13 protein-coding genes are annotated in these 16,962 nt (G+C 56.7%); 6 read left to right on the top strand and 7 right to left on the bottom strand.

From position 1 onward, the window contains the following. Positions 1-15: 15 nt before the first annotated feature. The gene (locus ACFQ1Z_RS11845) at positions 16-405 is read left to right on the top strand and encodes a hypothetical protein (RefSeq protein ID WP_379057841.1); all 390 of its coding nucleotides are present in this window, start codon (positions 16-18) and stop codon (positions 403-405) included. Between the two features lie 11 nt (positions 406-416). Here ACFQ1Z_RS11845 and ACFQ1Z_RS11840 read toward each other — a convergent pair whose 3' ends face one another. Both ACFQ1Z_RS11840 and ACFQ1Z_RS11835 read right to left on the bottom strand, forming a co-directional pair. After that, on the bottom strand, positions 417-1,763 hold the full coding sequence (locus ACFQ1Z_RS11840) for an ATP-binding protein (RefSeq protein ID WP_379057840.1): 1,347 nt from the start codon (positions 1,761-1,763) through the stop codon (positions 417-419). After that, positions 1,760-2,422 (bottom strand): response regulator, encoded by a 663-nt coding sequence (locus ACFQ1Z_RS11835; protein ID WP_379057839.1) that lies wholly within the window; start codon positions 2,420-2,422, stop codon positions 1,760-1,762. Before ACFQ1Z_RS11835 ends, ACFQ1Z_RS11840 begins: the two co-directional genes overlap by 4 nt. A 131-nt stretch (positions 2,423-2,553) precedes the next feature. Between ACFQ1Z_RS11835 and ACFQ1Z_RS11830 the strand changes: the two genes are divergently transcribed. The 5 genes from ACFQ1Z_RS11830 (at position 2,554) to ACFQ1Z_RS11810 (ending at position 9,139) form a co-directional block, all read left to right on the top strand. Next, positions 2,554-3,861, top strand: a complete 1,308-nt coding sequence (locus ACFQ1Z_RS11830) for a TolC family protein (RefSeq protein WP_379057837.1) — start codon at positions 2,554-2,556, stop codon at positions 3,859-3,861. Between the two features lie 26 nt (positions 3,862-3,887). Then, a complete protein-coding gene (locus tag ACFQ1Z_RS11825; protein ID WP_379057836.1) occupies positions 3,888-5,120 on the top strand; it encodes an efflux RND transporter periplasmic adaptor subunit in 1,233 nt (410 codons plus the stop codon). Positions 5,121-5,133: 13 nt separating this feature from the next. Then, positions 5,134-8,199, top strand: coding sequence for an efflux RND transporter permease subunit (locus ACFQ1Z_RS11820; RefSeq protein WP_379057835.1), 3,066 nt, complete (start codon positions 5,134-5,136; stop codon positions 8,197-8,199). A 229-nt stretch (positions 8,200-8,428) separates the two neighbouring features. Further along, on the top strand, positions 8,429-8,602 hold the full coding sequence (locus ACFQ1Z_RS11815) for a DUF1328 domain-containing protein (protein WP_379057834.1): 174 nt from the start codon (positions 8,429-8,431) through the stop codon (positions 8,600-8,602). A 165-nt stretch (positions 8,603-8,767) separates the two neighbouring features. Beyond that, positions 8,768-9,139 carry a YidH family protein gene (locus tag ACFQ1Z_RS11810; protein WP_379057833.1) on the top strand — a complete coding sequence of 124 codons (372 nt, stop codon included), beginning with the start codon at positions 8,768-8,770 and terminating at the stop codon, positions 9,137-9,139. A gap of 24 nt (positions 9,140-9,163) precedes the next feature. Here ACFQ1Z_RS11810 and ACFQ1Z_RS11805 read toward each other — a convergent pair whose 3' ends face one another. The 5 genes from ACFQ1Z_RS11805 to ACFQ1Z_RS11785 form a co-directional block, all read right to left on the bottom strand. Further along, entirely contained in the window at positions 9,164-10,327 is a 1,164-nt protein-coding gene (locus ACFQ1Z_RS11805) for an efflux RND transporter periplasmic adaptor subunit (protein WP_379057831.1), read from the bottom strand. Beyond that, positions 10,317-13,496 carry an efflux RND transporter permease subunit gene (locus tag ACFQ1Z_RS11800; protein ID WP_379057829.1) on the bottom strand — a complete coding sequence of 1,060 codons (3,180 nt, stop codon included), beginning with the start codon at positions 13,494-13,496 and terminating at the stop codon, positions 10,317-10,319. The genes ACFQ1Z_RS11805 and ACFQ1Z_RS11800 overlap by 11 nt, the downstream gene beginning before the upstream one ends. Next, positions 13,489-14,457 carry a VTT domain-containing protein gene (locus tag ACFQ1Z_RS11795; RefSeq protein WP_379057828.1) on the bottom strand — a complete coding sequence of 323 codons (969 nt, stop codon included), beginning with the start codon at positions 14,455-14,457 and terminating at the stop codon, positions 13,489-13,491. The genes ACFQ1Z_RS11800 and ACFQ1Z_RS11795 overlap by 8 nt, the downstream gene beginning before the upstream one ends. A gap of 104 nt (positions 14,458-14,561) precedes the next feature. Continuing rightward, the gene (locus tag ACFQ1Z_RS11790) at positions 14,562-15,656 is read right to left on the bottom strand and encodes a calcium:proton antiporter (RefSeq protein WP_379057826.1); all 1,095 of its coding nucleotides are present in this window, start codon (positions 15,654-15,656) and stop codon (positions 14,562-14,564) included. Between the two features lie 230 nt (positions 15,657-15,886). After that, on the bottom strand, positions 15,887-16,954 hold the full coding sequence (locus tag ACFQ1Z_RS11785; RefSeq protein WP_379057824.1) for an NAD(P)-dependent alcohol dehydrogenase: 1,068 nt from the start codon (positions 16,952-16,954) through the stop codon (positions 15,887-15,889). Between the last annotated feature and the right edge of the window lie 8 nt (positions 16,955-16,962).

The raw sequence follows: 16,962 nt of genomic DNA, 5'->3' as shown, positions 1-16,962 counted from the left end.
AAGGGATTTCTAGTTATGCATGAAAAAGAATTTGTCGCGAAAGACGGTTTGACTTACACCATCACTATCAATGCGACGGGGGAAGAGATCACGGTTGCGCAAAGCGGTGTAACACTGGGCGTGATAGACCTGAAACGCGTGAGCAATCCGCGCGGCCCAGACTATTACCTGATCACGGTGCTGGACCTGGAAAAATGCAAACGCATAGGGTTGGGCGAAGCCAGCCTCAGGCATCATCAGCAGGTATTCAGGCTGCCACTGACCGCCAATGGAGATGTGCGCGAAGGCCGGCGCTCAAACGAAAGCCAGCTGACTAGGGAAGGCATACTGTTTATCCAGAAGATGCGTGCCAGAGAAGTGGTGGCCGCGGAAGATTTCCACGATGCTTTTAATGAGGATGAATAAAGCCAGCCAGCTTAAAGGCGGTCTGTTTTAGCGCCGGCCAGCATGAATCTCACGCTGACTATCAATCCGGCCCCGGCTGGCCGGTTAGTCAGGCGCACCTCGGCATGGTGTTTGTGCGCGATCTCCCTGACGATAGCCAGGCCCAGTCCTGAGCCTGGTGAGGCGCTATCCGGCCCGCGATAAAAGCGGTCAAACACTTTATCCAGCGCTGCTTCTGCTATGCCGGGGCCTGAGTCTTCAACCTCAAACAGCACAGCGTGGTCTTGTTGCACCAGTTTAAGGTTGATGGTGCCCTGCGGCGGGGTGTAGTGTATGGCGTTGATGATGACATTATTGAGCAGAATCTCTATTTCTTCTGCCACGCCTGGTATATGCACCTGGTCGCTGTGGGTAAAGCCTATATCGAGTTGCTTCTTGAGATAGATCGCTTTCAGCTCATTGAGCACTTTGATCACCAGCGGGTTGAGGTGTAGCGTTTGTTGCGCCTGGGGCAAGGCATCCGGGTCCACGCGCGCCAGTGTCAGCAGTTGCTGTACCAGGCGCTCCATACGTGCCACACCCGCATTCGCCAGGCTGACCCACTGATTGAATTCTTGTTTGCCGGCTTGGGCCATGGCGCTGATCTGCAGTTTGAGCGCGGTGACCGGGGTGCGCAGCTCATGGGCGGCATCACAGGTGAAGCGCTTTTGCATGGCCACGGTCTGCGCCACCTTGTGCATCCATTGATTGAGTGCCTGTACTATAGGCCTCAGCTCGCTGGGCACTTTTTCAAGGGCTAAGGGCTGCAGGCTTTCCGGGCTACGCGCTGCGATCGCACTGGATATTGCCAGCAACGGCCTGAAGGTCTTGCGTATCAGCAACAGGGCGATCACCACCAGCAAAGGCACGATCAACAGTTGCGGAATGATCAGGTGTATGGCGGTTTCACGTATGGTGCGCCGCCTGAGCTTGTCATCCTGCGCCACGATCACCGTCAATGCCGCACGTTTCACCACATAGACCTGCCAGCGCTTGTGGTTGAGCCACTGGGTAGAAAGCCCGGCTGGTACAGCACTGGCATCAAACACCTGCTGGTGCGAGCTATAGACTGCGTTATCGCCATGAAAGATTTTGATCAGATAATCTTCCTCACCCTGGATCTTGCTGTTGGCCGGGGCTGCCGCCGGGGTCCCCGCTGATAATAGCCACTGGCCGTCATTGGCGGCGATCACCGTTGCCAGCTGCTGCAAATTGGCATCATAGAGTTCGCCCAATTCTTCTGCCGCCGAGCGATAGGATAAAAATGACAGCAGGCCGATCACGCCCACAATGGCGATGGTCAGGGTTATCGCCAGTTCAGCGCGTATAGATTGCGTCATGCGTCGTGCTGCTCGGGAAAAGCGTAGCCTATGCCACGTATGGTTTGTATCAGCTGGGCACCGAATTTTTTGCGCAGATGGTGTACATGCACTTCCACCGCATTGCTCTCCACCTCGTCGCCCCAGCCGTAAAGCCTTTCTTCCAGCTGTGCTTTGGAGAATATCATGCCGGGTTGCGCCATCAGGGTATGCATGATGGCAAACGCTTTACTGGATAAGCGCTGGCTGACTGCGCCCACGGTCAGTGTATAGCTTGCCGTATCCAGCACCGTATCGTGCACCCTGATCTGGTTGGAGCGGCGCTCTTCTTTTCTGCGGAAGATGGCGCGCAGGCGTGCTTCCAGTTCTTCGATCGAAAACGGCTTCAGCACGTAGTCATCCGCCCCGGCATCCAGCCCTTGTATGCGGTCTTGCACCGCATCCCTGGCGGTGACTATGATGACAGGGGTGAGGTTGCCGGACTGCCGCAGCTGCAACAAAAAATCCAGCCCGGACTGTAGAGGCAGGCCGAGGTCGAGAAAGATCGCATCATAGCTTACACCCGCCAGCGCAGCTTTTGCTTGCAAGGCATCGGTCACCCAGTCAATGGCGTGCGCGCGCATGGCATGCTGCAAGCTCTCGCCTATCATCACATCATCTTCTATTAACAACAGTTTCAAACCGGTTTCCCTGTCATGCATCACAGCCATTGTTGCTGAGTGACCTTAAGGCAAACTTAAAGCCGGTTTAAGTTTGCCTTAAGAATAGCCGCGCAAGATACGGGCTATTCCATCGCACGGTCATTTACATCATGCATTTTCGATTACAAAAGCTCAGCCTTGTCATTGTGACATTAGTGCTGGCCGCTTGCCAGAGCGCACAAAAAGTCAGCGATCCTGCGCAGCTGGTGCAGTCGCTACAGCAGACACTGCCGCAGCCAGCTGATGCAGGCACGCCGGCACCGGCTAACTATTTATCCGAACAGGACGCCGTGCTATCTGCGCTGGCGCAGAATCCGGGTTTTAAGGCACAGCTGAGTGACCTGAACCTGGCCAATGCCGACATAGACCAGGCCAGCCAGCTGGCGAACCCATCGTTATTCTACGCTTTTGGCGCAGCCAACAAGCCTTACCGCTATGCGATCGAGTTTCCCATTGAGGCACTGTGGTTACGGCCTATACGCACCAGACAGATGCAATACCAGGCGCAAGCCACGCAATACCAGTTGCTACAGGCCGGCTTTAATCTGATCCGCGACACCCGCGTCGCCTATGCCCAGGCAGTGATCGCCATGGAGAAACAGGCCAGGCTGCAGCAGGCGTTGCAACTGAACCAGGCCATCGCCGACCTGGTTAAAAAACGCGAACAGCTGGGCGACATCAGCACGCAGGAGGTATTACTGGCTGAAAACGAAGCCCTGCTGTCAGGCCGCGATGCACAGCTTGCCAGCCTGGATAGCCGGCTGGCGCAGACACAGCTGATGCACCTGATAGGCCAGGCTGAAACGAGCAAGCACTTAGCCCTCAGTGACGCGCTTATCCCGGCCTGCAGCACAGTGGATATAGCGCAACTGAAAACACAGGCACTGAGCAGCCGGCCGGATATTCTGGCAGCAGAAGCGGCGGTGGCCGCCACCCGGCAAAAACGTCAGTTGACCGGCCTCAACTGGCTGAATGCCGCGGTGATCGCCGACGCCACCAGTGGCGAAACCAGCGGCCATACGCTGGCACCCGCCATACGTGGCAGCCTGCCGTTATTCAACCAGAACCAGGCGCAGATCAGCCGTGCCGATGCCGAGCTGGTCAAAGCGCAACAAACGCTGGCCGCAGCCAAAGTGCAAGCCTCGCTAGAACTGCACAGTGCGCATCTCAAATATCAGCGTGACTGCCTGGAATGGCGCCAGTTGCATGAGCAGTTACAACCCAATCTCGCACAGACGCAACGCGCGGCTGAACAGGCTTACCAGCATGGCGAGATCGCCTACCTGAATGTGCTGGAAAGCAGCAAGCGCTTTATAGCGCTGCAATTACGTGAAACGCAATTAAAAGCAGACCTGGTAGGCAGCTGGTCAGAGTTGATGCGTAGCAGCAGCCATAGCCCACAGCAGCAGACCCGCTAACGTACAGAACACTTAGGAAATCCCCCATGTCAGCCCAATCATCTGTTTTATCTTTTGCCCTGCGCCGCAGCTTGTTGCTATGGTGGTCACCGTTACTTGTGGCCATCACCCACCCAGGCATCGCCGCTGAAAACAATAGCAAAGCGCCTGCCACACCAGCTGTTGTGCAAACGACCACTATTGCAGAAGCACAGCTCAACCAGGTCAGCCTGCCTTTTGAGACGGTGAAGAAACTGGGCATCAGCAGCAGCAAAGTCACAACGGCCAGTGTGCAACCCTATCAAAGCTATCCGGCGGAGGTGAGTGTGCCGCCTGCCGCGCTGGCCGCCTACAGCACGCCGGTCAGCGGCACAGTGCAGCCAGCGCCAGGCTTGCACATAGGCAGCAAAGTGCAAGCCGGGCAACGTTTGTTCACCATCACGCCCATCGTCTCACCGGAAACGCGTTTGAACCTGATGACCAGCCTGGCCGATGCCAGTGGCCAGCAGCAGGCAGCCGAGAAGCAACTGGCGGCGCATACCCTGACCCTGAACCGCTCCAGCCAGTTACAGGCTGAGCGCGTGGGCAGTCAGAAAGCAGTGGATGAAGCACAAGCCAATGTCGCGCTGGCGCAGGCCAACCTGCATGCCATCCAGCAAAAACGCCATTTATTACAACAAGCGGTAGAACAAGGTGCTACCGGCAGCTATTACGTGACGGCAGCCGGCACTGGACTATTGGGCAATCTGTATTTCACGCCCGGCCAGTTGCTGGTGGCTGGTGCCAGGCTGGCAGATGTAGTCGACCAGCAGACCTTGTGGGTGACAGTGTCGCTGCCGCACGCCCATCTCAACCGCATCGACCTGAAAGCCGATGCCTGGCTAGATCAGCAGCCGGGCGACAGCCAGGCGGCATATAGCCTGAAGCCGGTTTCCAGCATGCCGGAAGGCGACGTGCTGAGCGGCACGCGCAAACTGATATACGCGGTGCAAGCCAAAGGCGACTTGGTGCCCATGCAGCGGCTGACAGTACAACTGCCCTTGCGCCACACGCCGCGGCCACGCCTGAGCCTGCCGTGTGCGGCCACCATCGTCGATATTTATGGCAATACCTGGGTCTACCTGCAGCAGGAAACGACCCGGTTTACGCGCCAGCAGGTGTTTATCAGCCTATCTACTGCGCAGGGCTGTGTGCTCGCTGACCAGCGCCTGGCGGGCAAAGCGGTGGTCACCCAGGGCGCGCAGGAACTGTTCGCCATTGAAACCGGCTATACACATTAATCGGAAACCAGCCATGCTAAAAAAATTAACCATGCGCGCCATCCAGGCGCGTTACCTGGTGATCGCCTGTGCCGTGATCCTGATGCTGATTGGTTTTAAGACCATACCGCAAACGCCTATGGATGTATTTCCCGAATTCGCCCCGGTCAAGGTCGAGATACAGACCGAAGCGCCCGGACTCTCCAGTGTAGAAACCGAGCAGCTGATCACTATCCCGGTCGAGCACGCCATGAACGGCTTGCCACAGATGAAGACTTTACGCTCCAAATCTGTGCTGGGCCTGTCGTCTGTAGTCATGCTGTTTGAAGAAGGCACCAGCATCGCAGAAGCCAGGCAGGCAGTGCAGGAGCGCCTGCTGCTGCTGGCGCAAAAACTACCTGCCGTTGCCAGGCCACCGGTCATGCTGCCGCCCTTATCCTCATTGTCCCGCGTGCTGAAGATAGGCCTGAGCTCCCGCCACGATACCTTGGCAGAATTAAGTACCAAGGCACTGTGGACGGTGAGGCCTCGGCTGATGTCTATCCCCGGGGTGGCCAATGTCGCCATCTGGGGCCTGCGTGAACAGGAATTGCATGTGCGGTTTGACCCGCTGAAACTAGCGCAGCACCAACTCAGCGCCAGCCAGATCAGCCAGCAACTGGGCAACGCCCTGCAGCCGGATGGTGCTGCCTACCTGGATACTGCCCAGCAAAGAATGGCAGTCAGCTATGACAGACCCACCCTGAATGCCGAGGATTATTTACAACTGACGGTGGGCTACTCCAAAGCGACGCCTGTCAAGCTGGGCCAGGTGGCAGAGATCAGCTGGGGCCATGCGCTGCCTATAGGCGATGCGGTGGTGAACCAGGGCGATGGCTTGCTGCTGATCGTGGAAAAACACCCGCATGCCAATACCTTGCGCGTGACGCAACAGATAGACCAGGCATTGCGCGAGCTGAAACCTGCGCTGCCGCATATCAATGTCGATGCCACTATCTTCAGGCCGGCCACATTTATAGAGACGGCTTTGCACAATCTGCAGAGCGCTTTGCTATTGGGTGCCTGCCTCGTCGCCGTGATCCTGATCCTGTTTTTACGCAATTTCAGGGCGGCGCTGATCAGCCTGGCGGCTATCCCGCTTTCCCTGGTGACTGCTGTGTTATTGCTGAGCTGGCTGCAAGTGAGCATTAACACCATGGTACTGGCCGGGCTGGTGATCGCCCTCGGCGAGGTGGTGGATGACTCCATCATAGACCTGGAGAATATCCTGCGTGCGCTGCGCGCTAACCGTTTGCTGGCGCAACCGAAAAGCCTGCTCAAAGTCATCACCCAGGCTTCGTATGAAGTACGCGGCGCAGTCATTCATGCCACGCTGATCGTGATGGCGGTATTTATTCCGGTATTTTTTCTGCAGGGCATCGCCGGGGCTTTTTTCAAACCGCTGGCCTATGGTTATCTGCTGGCGATCTTTGCCTCATTGCTGGTGGCGCTGATAGTCACACCGGTGCTGGCCTACTGTTTGCTCAAACGCGAGGGTGATCTGCCGGCTATCGTGGATCACACCGCGCCACCGGCATGGACACTGCAGCTACTGGCGCAGCCAAAAGCGGTGATCGCAGCTGCCGCGCTGCTGTTTTTCAGCATGCTGGCCAGCCTGCCTTTTCTTGGCTCTGAATTTCTGCCTGCGTTTAAAGAAACAGATTTTCTCATGCATTTTGTAGAGCGCCCCGGCACCTCTATCGCGCAGATGAAAGCCATGTCGCTGCGCGCAAGCCAGGCGCTGATGCATATTGAAGGCGTACGCAACCTGGGAGCACATATCGGTCGTACCGAAGTCGCGGATGAAGTGGTCGGGCCTAACTTTGGCGAGCTGTGGGTCAGCATTTCACCTCAGGCCGACTATGAAAAAACCATGGCCAGGATACAGCAAAGCATCAGTGGCTATGCCGGCATATTCACCGATGTGCAGACTTACCTCAAAGAACGCAGCAAAGAAGTCATGTCTGGCACCAGCGCCAGTATCGTGATCCGGCTATTCGGCAATGATGTGGACACCTTAAGGGAGGAGGCTGAACGCATACGCCTGGCGATAGCGGATATCCCCCACCTCAGCCATTTGAAGGTCGAGTCACAAGCGCTGATCCCGCATATCCATGTGCGACTGAATACTGCGCTGGCAGACCGTTACGGCGTGACTGAAAAAGAGGTGAAACAAGCGCTGAGCCTGATGACACTGGGCCAGATACAGGGCGAAGTGTATGTGGGTCAGCAGCGTTTTAATGTGCGGCTGATCAGTGCTACACCGGCACGCGACAGCCTGCAGGCCTTGCGGCAGATCAGCATACAAAGCCCGTCCGGGGCCGTGGTCGCCCTGGCGGATGTCGCCACAGTCATAGTGCAACCCACGCAAAATGAGATCAAGCGCGAAGCGGCATCACGCAAAATCGATATTTCTACCGACGTAGAAGGCACGGATATCGGTAGCGTGGCGCAGGAGATTGAATCCAGGTTAAACCGGCTGACCCTGCCGGCCGGCTACTATGTACGCATGCTGGGCGAATACACCGAGCAGAAAACCGCCACCCGCACCCTGGTCAGCTACAGCCTTCTGGCGTTATTGCTGGTGTTCTTGCTGATGTTCATGAGCCTGAGATCGCTGCGCCTGACCGCCATGCTGTTCGCCGTGCTGCCGTTCGCAGTGGCAGGCGGGGTGACAGGCATCTGGCTGACAGGTGGCGTCATCTCGCTGGGGGCCATGATAGGGCTGATCGCAGTGCTGGGGATTGCCGCCAGAAGCGGCATCTTGCTGATCTCGCGCTATCAGCAACTGCGGCACAGCCATGCCTATGACGGGCCTGCATTGCTGGCGATGGCGGTCTCTGACCGTTTGCGGGCGATCAGCATGACCACGCTGGCGACCAGCATGGCGCTGGTGCCTATCATCCTCAAAGGGCCGGTGTCAGGCTACGAGATCGAATACCCGCTCGCCGTGGTGGTGGTCAGCGGCCTGCTGTCATCGGTAGCGGTGAACCTGATGCTGCTGCCGGCACTGATATTGCTGTTTGACCAAGGGGATAATGACACTGACTATGTCAGATAATCACTATCTGCCAGCGAGCCTGCCATGCTTGCCGCTATCGCCAGCACAGCGGCTGTGTGACAGCCCTGCCGGCCATTTCAGCTGTCGCCGCCAGCCGGTGCCGGCTTGCGCTTTGCTTTTGTGCATTGTAGGCGGTTTCTTACCTGTATTGCAGTTAATGCCCTATACGCAAAGCGCAGGCTGGCTTTTATGATTTAGCTACACTTACTGACATTTAAGGGGTCAACAAATGCTTTATTACGCATTGGTATTTTTAGTTATTTCCATCATTGCCGGGGCCTTGGGTTTCCGTAGTGTTGAATCCGGCGCCGCCAAGATATCCAAAGTGTTTTTCTTTATCTTCCTGATCCTGGCTATCGGTGTCGCCATACTGGCCATACTGGGCATCAGCCTGTTTGCCTGAACCTAGATAATTATCACAGGCTGACCATCACCGGCCCGGAGCTTGCTGGCTCCGGGTGCCAGGTGATCTGTGCACCATTCATTCTACGACTTACTTAGGCAGACTTACTTAGGAGTTCTGCCGGGGAAGTCGTAGAATGACTGTCTTTACCTGAGAGTGCATGCCATGTCCTACCTTGACGATCCGCGCGTTTATTTTGCTGCCGAGCGCACCCTGCTGGCCTGGCAACGGGCGTCTATCGCCTTGATGGGCCTGGGTTTTGTCATAGAACGCTTTGGATTGTTTATCAAACTGATGGCGCACGACAACCCACTGTCTGAGTCACAAAGCACCTTGTCTTTGTATATAGGCGTAGGGTTTATCCTGATAGGCGCTGGCACTGCCCTGCTCTCGGCATGGCAGTTCGTGGTGTTCTGTAAAACCCTGGGCGCGCAAGAAAGACCGCGCGGCCATATCTTCTGGCTGCCACCGGCGGTCAATGTGTTTCTGAGTCTATCTGCGGTGGCGTTGAGTGCCTGGCTGATCTGCTCGCGTTGATCAGCGGCTCACCCATAAGGCTGATTATTTAGCCGCGTCAGGCGCGGTCGCGATATTGACTGCATCGCCATCCACCACGCCATCCGGCGGGTTTTCTATCACGCGGTCACTGGCAGTCAGGCCGGATTGTATCTCCAGTGTCTTACCCATATCGCGCGCAATGGTGATGGTTTTCAGGCTGACCTTGTTGTCGGCATTCACCGTTGCCACTTTCAAACCGTTCTGGTCAAAGATCAGCGCGCTGGCCGGGATAGTCAGAATGCCTGTGGCTTCCTTGAGTTGCAGGCTGACGTTGGCAAAACCGCCAGGCAGGAACCTGCCGGCCGCATTATCCACCAGCAATTGCACCAGTGTAGTACCCGACGACGCATTGATAGCGCCAGAAGTGGATTGTATGGTGGCTTCAAACCGGCCGTCCGGATATTCCGGCACGCTGAAACTCGCTGTGCTACCCGCGCGTATAAAGCCGACGTAGTTCTGCGGCACATTGATATACAGGCGTAATTTGCGCGTGTTGGAGATCTCAAACAAGGGCTGTGCGCTAGTGCCGCTGTTACCGGCGTTGATCAGCGCGCCGGTATCGGTATTACGTGCAGTGACAGAACCGTCAAATGGCGCGACTATGCTGGCAAAACCTTTCAGGGCCTGCAAGCGCTGCACATTGGCTTCGGCGGCTTTCACCAGTGCCTGTTTGCTTTGATAGTCCCCCACTTTTTCGTCCACTTCCTGGCGGGCGATTGATTGCGTTTTCAGCATATCCTGCCAGCGTTTGGCGGTGGTTTCTGCCAGGCTGACATTGGCTTGCGCGCTGGCCAGGTCGGCTTTGGCCTGCAATAGCTCCTGGTCCAGGTCTGGGGTTTCCAGCTCGGCCAGCAATTGACCGGCTTTGACGGCGCCGCCGATATCGACTTTCCACTGTTTGAGGTAGCCGCTGACGCGGGCATAGATAGGCGCACGCGAATAGGCTTCAAACCGGCCCGGCAAGATCAGCTGATTGCCTTCGGCTACACTGCCAGGCTGGTTGACGCTGACGGTGGGCACTGCTTGCTGGTCGGTCCAGTCCTTGAGTTTGGCGTGCTGGCTGGCACGCGTGGTCATGCCTATGATGACGATGGCTATCGCCACCAGCACCAGCAGCAAGCCAGCCAGTTGCAAGCGGCGGGAGGGGCGTGGGGAATTATTGGTCATGAGTCTCTCCTGTAGAGCTGCTGACAGGGGTTAAAGTCGTTTTCTTGTGTATGCTGGCAAACACCACCGGCACAAAGAATAAGGTGGCGATGGTGGCAAAGATCAGGCCGCCGATCACGGCGCGCCCCAGCGGCGCATTCTGCTCACCGCCCTCGCCCAGGCCCAGCGCCATAGGCGTCATGCCTATCACCATGGCCAGCGCTGTCATCAGCACCGGGCGGAAACGCACGAATCCGGCATCGATTGCGGCGGCGGTCGCATCCTGCAGTTCTGCCAGGCGTTCACGCGCAAAGCTGATCACCAGCACACTGTTGGCAGTGGCCACGCCCATACACATGATGGCGCCGGTCAGTGCCGGCACCGATAGTGGCGTATAGGTCACGAACAGCATCCAGACTATGCCTGCCAGTGCCGCTGGCAAGGCGGTGATGATCACAAACGGGTCACTCCAGGATTGCAGGTTGACCACGATCAGCAGGTAGATGAGCACGATGGCACCGAGCAGGCCGAAGAATAAGCCGGTGAAAGCATGATCCATGGTGTAGGCTTGCCCCAGCATCACCACACTGGCCGCTTTAGGCACTTGCGGTTTTGTTTCATCCAGGATCTGGCGTATATCGGCCGCCACCGCGCCCAGGTCTCTATCCTGAGTGCTGGCGTGGATCTGCACCATGGGCTGTATATCGTACTGGCTGACCACGGCATTGCCGACATTGCGCTTAAAGCTTGCCAGGCCGCCCAGGGTCTGGGTTTGCCCGTTGCTGCCGCTGATAGGCAGGTTGGCCAGTGTATCCAGGCTATCCAGCTGGTATTGCGGGGTTTGCAACACGATGGAATAAGTCACGCCGTTGGCCGGGTTCAGCCAGTAGGTGGGCGACACTTGCGAACTGCCCGCCATATTGATCACCATGCTATTGGTCACATCGCGGGTGCTGATACCTAACTCCTGCGCGCGTGTCCTATCCAGGGTGATATCGAATGCCGGACGGCTGCGTGACTGCTGGATACGGGCATCGACCACGCCAGGCACAGTACGTATCCTGGCCAGCAAGTGGTTGGCGTATTCAAAGTTATCCGCCAGCTTGCCACCGCGGATCTGGATATCTATCGGTGCCGGTGAACCAAAATTCAGGATCTGGCTGACGATATCGGCAGGCGGGAATGAGAAGGTGGTATCCGGGAACTGCTTGGGCAAGGTCTCGCGCAAGGTGCGGATATAGCCGGCGGTCGGCCCATGTTCGGGCTTGAGCGCGATCTGGATATCACCATCCTGGGTGCCTATCAATCCGGTATTGTTATAGGTCATATTGATACTGCTGATAGGGATGCCTATATTGTCCACTATGGTCAGTATCTCGTCGGCAGGAATGACTTTTTTAATGGCGGTCTGGATATTGGCAAAGCGGCTGGCGGTGTCTTCAATACGGGTCCCCACCGGCACGCGTGCGTGCATGAGTATCTGCCCGCTATCCACCGCGGGGAAGAAGTTGCTGCCCAGCATGGGGGTGAGCAGGAACGACAGCAGCACGATAGCCATAAAGCCGCCCATAAACAGCCGGCTATGCGCGAGCGCCAGTTCCAGCAAGCCTTTATAAGACAGGCGCATGCGCTCGAAGCCAGCTTCAAAACGGCGCTGGAAACGCACCAGTGGGTTACGGCTGGCAGTGGCATGGGGCTCGCCGTGCACATGCGGTTTGAGCATGTAATTGGCCATGGTAGGCACCAGCGTACGCGACAGGATAAACGAGCTGACCATGGCGAACATCACCGCCTCGGCCATGGGCACGAACAGAAAGCGCGACAGGCCTTCGAGGAAAAACATAGGCACGAACACGATACAGATACACAACAGCGAGACAAACGCCGGCGTCACTATCTGTGCCGCACCATCGAGTATGGATTGCTCCACCGGCTTGCCTTGTTCCAGGTGCCAGTTGATGTTTTCTATGGTGACGGTGGCTTCGTCTACCAGTATGCCCACCGCCAGCGCCAGGCCACCCAGCGTCATGATGTTCAGCGTCTCGCCGGTGATGGACAAGCCTATGATGGCGCCCAGGATAGACAGCGGGATAGAGGTGGCGATGATCAGCGAAGAGCGCCAGCTGCCAAGGAACAGCAATATCATCAGACTGGTGAGTATCGCCGCCAGCACGCCTTCAAACACCACACCATGTATAGCCGCGCGCACAAACAATGACTGGTCGTTGATGGGGGTGGCGACCAGCGTATCCGGCAGGCTGGGTTTGATCTCTTCCAGTTTGTCTTTAATGCCTTCGACGATGGCCAGGGTGGAGATGGCGCCGTTTTTGAGTATGGTCATCAACACTGAGCGGTTGCCATCCACATGCACGATATTGGTCTGCGGCGGATTACCGTCGCGCACCTGGGCGATGTCGCGCATATAGATGGTGGCGCCATTGACCACCTTGACCGGGATATTGGCCAGCTCATCCACCCCGGAAGCTGCGTTATTCAGGTTGAGGGTGTATTCAATGCTGCCTATCTTCTGCGTGCCTACCGGCACCACCAGGTTGTGCGCCGCCAGGGCGCTGGACACATCCTGCGCCGACAGCCCGCGTGCCTGCAAGGCAGAAGGATTAAGGTCTATCTGGATCTGCCGGCTTTTACCGCCATAGGGGAAAGGCACGCCTGCGCCTGGCACCGTCACCAGCCTTATACGTACCGCGTTCAGGCCCAGGTCAGCCAGGTTCTGCTCGGTCAGCCCTTTGCCAGACAAGGCGATCTGCAGGATAGGCACGGTAGAAGCGTTGTAATTCAGGATCAGCGGCGGCGTGGTGCCGGTAGGCATTTGCCGGGTCACGGTCTGCGAGATCGCCGACACCTGCGCATTGGCGGTCGCGATATTGACACCGGGGTGGAAGAATATCTTGACGATAGAGATACCGTTGATCGAATTGGCTTCTATATGTTCGATATCATTGACGGTGGTGGTCAGCGTGCGCTGGTACAGCGTGGTGATGCGGCCGGCCATCTCGTCCGGTGGCAAACCGGCGTATTGCCAGGCCACCGCCACGATAGGGATACGTATCTCGGGAAAGATATCCACCGGGCTGCGCAGCGCAGACAAAGTGCCGGCGATCAGGATAAGCAGGGCCATCACCACAAAGGTATAGGGCCGCTTGAGTGCGATGCCCACTACATTAAACATGTGTTTCCTTTGCTGGTGCTGCGGCGTCTGCAACCTGCACGCTGACCACTTCAAAGCCGGCATCGCGCCAGGCGTCTATGCCGCCGGTGAGTGGCCGGATATTGCGATAACCGCGGTTGATCAGTTTTTTGGCGACTTTGGCAGCGGTGACTTCGTTAGGGCAGGAACAATACAGCACCACGGGCGCATCCTGGTCTATATCCAGCACCAGGCTGTCCACGTCTTCCAGCGTGATGAATTGTGCGCCGGGTATCCAGCCGTCATCCACCAGGTGGGCAGCACGCGTATCGAGTATCACCGGTGCGGCACCGCTGTTCAGCATCTCGTTGAGTTCTTCTATGCTGATGCGCGCCATACGCAGGCTTTTGATAAAGCGCTGCCTGTCCCACCATTTATAGGCGATAAACGCCGCCAGCAACACCAGTACCAGCAAGGTGCCCCATTTGCCCATTTGCACCAGGGTGAGCATGAGCTCATCAATGGCAGAACTGAACAGATTACCCAGCCACAGGGCAGAACCGGCCCACAGCATGGCTCCCAGGCCATCCATGAGTACGAATACCAGGTAACGCGTGCCGGAAGAGCCGGCCAGGGCGCTGGAGATAGAAGCAAAACCGGGAATGAACTTGCACACCAGCAATGCCGGCGGCCCGAACTTCAGGTATAGCGATTCGGTTTGCCTGACACAGGTATCCGGCGACAGCGAGATCTTGCAGAGCTTGCCCATCACGCGTTTGCCGTATTTGCGCCCGGCCATATACCAGATGGAATCAGCGATCAGGGCGGCGATCACCGCCACTGCCAGCAGCGTGCCCAGACTGTATTGACCGTTGCCTATCAATACGCCGGAAAGCAATAAAGTGGGATACGCTGGTAACGGCAAGCCCAGCTGTTCTAGCAGCACATTGGCAAACACGATCAGCAGGCCGAATTGTTGCAATAATTCCAGAATAGTACTCATGATTCACTTCTACATCAGCCAGTTACTGGCTGTAGGTCTTAATAAAGCGCAGCTGTGGCCTGAAAAAACCCAGCTGCGGTGCGCTATCACGCCATGCCTGGCGGTCACATGCCTAATGTGGCCAGCATGGCAAATGCCATAAACAACACAAAATGCGTCATGCCTTCTATGGCATTGGTTTCGCCATCATGCAGATTGATGGTGGCGACCACCAACGTCAAAAACGTCATCACCATCTGCGTCGGTGACAGGCCGACGATCAGCGGCTTGTTCTGTATCAGCGCGATCGCCTCTATCACCGGCACGGTCAGTATCACGGTGGATAAGGTCGCGCCCAGCGAGATATTCACCACCGTCTGCATGCGGTCGTTGGTCGCGGCCTTCAGCGCAGTCAGCACTTCAGGGCTGGCGGCGATGATAGCCACCACGATGGCAGCCACGATAGGTGGCACGCCACTACCGGTCAGACCGGCATCCATATGCATGCTCATCTCTTCCGACAGCAGGCCTATGGTGATGATACCCACCAGGATATAAACGATCGCCAGCCTGACATCGACTATGGTCTTGCGCGTGGCCACTTCGCCCAGCAGCTCTTTGCTGTGCTGGTTGCTGTAACTGAAATAGTTACGGTGTCTGCCGGTTTGCATTTTGAGGAACAGCCCGTAAAACACACTCATGGTGATGATGGTAAACATCGAATACAGTCGCCAGTGCTCGGGCGGCAAAAACGCTGGCAACACCATGGAGATGCCCAGCGCAGTCATGATCATCACAATATAGGTATTGCCGGAGTTGACGTTATATTCGACCTCACCGTATTTGATACCGCCAACAATGGCACACAGACCGAGAATACCATTCATATCCAGCATCACCGCCGAGTAGATCGCATCCCGCGCCAGCGTGGTTGAAGAGGTATGGCTTAACATCATGACGATGATCACCACTTCAATAATCACCGCGCTGATAGTCAGTATCATGGTGCCATACGGCTCTTTAAGCCGCTCTGCCACATACTCCACCTGGAACGAGAGCTGAAAAGCCAGGTTGATGATCAGCAATACAAACACTATGGAAACCACCAGCGATTCCTGCTGGCCGATGTGCATCACCTTGTCGATCTGGGTGAGGGAAAGATAGGCAAGTATCGATATCACTAGTGATATCAGGCCCTGGGGAGGTTTTTCTGCAAGCATGCGCTAAGTGAAAAATGAACAGATAAGCATCTTAACACCGACCTCTGGCTTGTGCCTTTAAAGCGGCCAATTTGTAGCGCATTTCATACCCGCCTGACAGATTAAAACCTGCACCCGGTGCTTTTTTGCCACACCAGCATGGCTTTTCCGCCAGCCCTGTTGTTGCTACCCGACGTTGCACAGTGCGCCAGCCCGGGTCGTGCGTCAGCCAACCCCGGCCAGCCACTGTCTTAGGCGTCTGCCGTAGACCTCAGTGAGGCGATATCGATCACAAAGCGGTATTTCACATCGCTGCTCAGCATGCGCTCGTAAGCCTGGTTGATATAGCTGGCATCTATCATCTCCACATCGCTGACGATATTATGCTTGCCGCAGAAATCCAGCATCTCCTGGGTTTCTGCAATACCGCCTATCAGTGAACCCGCCACCTGGCGGCGTTTCAGGATCAGGTTGCCGCCATGCACATCCACCGGGTCCAGCGGGCCGACCAGCACTATGGTTTTATCGCGTTTAAGCAAACCAATATAAGGGTTGAGGTCATGCGCGACCGGCACCGTGTCTATGATCAGGTCAAAACTGGCGGCGTGTTCGGCCATGGCATCAGCATCTTTGGAAATCAGCACTTCGTGCGCGCCCAGCTTGGTGGCATCAGCAGCTTTGCTGGCTGAGGTCGTGATCACCACCACATGTGCGCCCATGGCCGCGGCCAGTTTCACCCCCATGTGCCCCAGACCACCCAGGCCGATAATGCCGACTTTCTGCCCAGGCTGTACATTCCAGTGCTTGAGTGGCGAATACAGGGTGATGCCGGCGCACAGCAATGGCGCAACTGCTTTGGTGTCCAGATTTTCAGGCACGCTGACCACATAGTTCTCATCCACGGTGATACGCTCGGCATAGCCACCAAAAGTCAGGCCACCATGTCTGGGGTCTTTGGCATTGTAGGTGAACACCGAGCCATCACAATACTGTTCTTCACCGGCGGCACAGTCTGCGCAGTGGCGGCAGGAGTCGACCATACAGCCGACTCCGACCAGTTGCCCCAGCTTGAACTTGCTCACATGCGCGCCGACTTTGCTGACACGACCGACGATTTCATGCCCCGGCACCATGGGATATAAAGAACCACCGCCCCACTCGTTTCTGGCCTGGTGGATATCGGAATGGCAGATACCGCAATATTCGATATCGATCAGCACGTCGTGCGGACCAGGCTCACGCCGGTCTATGCTCATAGGCGCTACCGGGGTGGTCGCGTTTTGCACTCCGTAGGCGGCGGTTTTAAAGGTGATTGCCATAGCAGGTT

The sequence above is a fragment of the Methylophilus luteus genome (genome assembly GCF_042676265.1).
Lineage (GTDB): Bacteria > Pseudomonadota > Gammaproteobacteria > Burkholderiales > Methylophilaceae > Methylophilus > Methylophilus luteus.
Note: the sequence above shows the minus strand (reverse complement) of the source record. Positions and strands in the feature narration are given on the sequence as shown.

What these genes read in the sequence shown, in the direction of transcription:
- ACFQ1Z_RS11795 (WP_379057828.1), bottom strand. Translation starts at nt 14,457, where the DNA reads ATGAGTACTATTCTGGAATTATTGCAACAATTCGGCCTGCTGATCGTG.
- ACFQ1Z_RS11815 (WP_379057834.1), top strand. Translation starts at nt 8,429, where the DNA reads ATGCTTTATTACGCATTGGTATTTTTAGTTATTTCCATCATTGCCGGG.
- ACFQ1Z_RS11810 (WP_379057833.1), top strand. Translation starts at nt 8,768, where the DNA reads ATGTCCTACCTTGACGATCCGCGCGTTTATTTTGCTGCCGAGCGCACC.
- ACFQ1Z_RS11825 (WP_379057836.1), top strand. Translation starts at nt 3,888, where the DNA reads ATGTCAGCCCAATCATCTGTTTTATCTTTTGCCCTGCGCCGCAGCTTG.
- ACFQ1Z_RS11830 (WP_379057837.1), top strand. Translation starts at nt 2,554, where the DNA reads ATGCATTTTCGATTACAAAAGCTCAGCCTTGTCATTGTGACATTAGTG.
- ACFQ1Z_RS11800 (WP_379057829.1), bottom strand. Translation starts at nt 13,496, where the DNA reads ATGTTTAATGTAGTGGGCATCGCACTCAAGCGGCCCTATACCTTTGTG.
- ACFQ1Z_RS11785 (WP_379057824.1), bottom strand. Translation starts at nt 16,954, where the DNA reads ATGGCAATCACCTTTAAAACCGCCGCCTACGGAGTGCAAAACGCGACC.
- ACFQ1Z_RS11805 (WP_379057831.1), bottom strand. Translation starts at nt 10,327, where the DNA reads ATGACCAATAATTCCCCACGCCCCTCCCGCCGCTTGCAACTGGCTGGC.
- ACFQ1Z_RS11790 (WP_379057826.1), bottom strand. Translation starts at nt 15,656, where the DNA reads ATGCTTGCAGAAAAACCTCCCCAGGGCCTGATATCACTAGTGATATCG.
- ACFQ1Z_RS11820 (WP_379057835.1), top strand. Translation starts at nt 5,134, where the DNA reads ATGCTAAAAAAATTAACCATGCGCGCCATCCAGGCGCGTTACCTGGTG.
- ACFQ1Z_RS11845 (WP_379057841.1), top strand. Translation starts at nt 16, where the DNA reads ATGCATGAAAAAGAATTTGTCGCGAAAGACGGTTTGACTTACACCATC.
- ACFQ1Z_RS11840 (WP_379057840.1), bottom strand. Translation starts at nt 1,763, where the DNA reads ATGACGCAATCTATACGCGCTGAACTGGCGATAACCCTGACCATCGCC.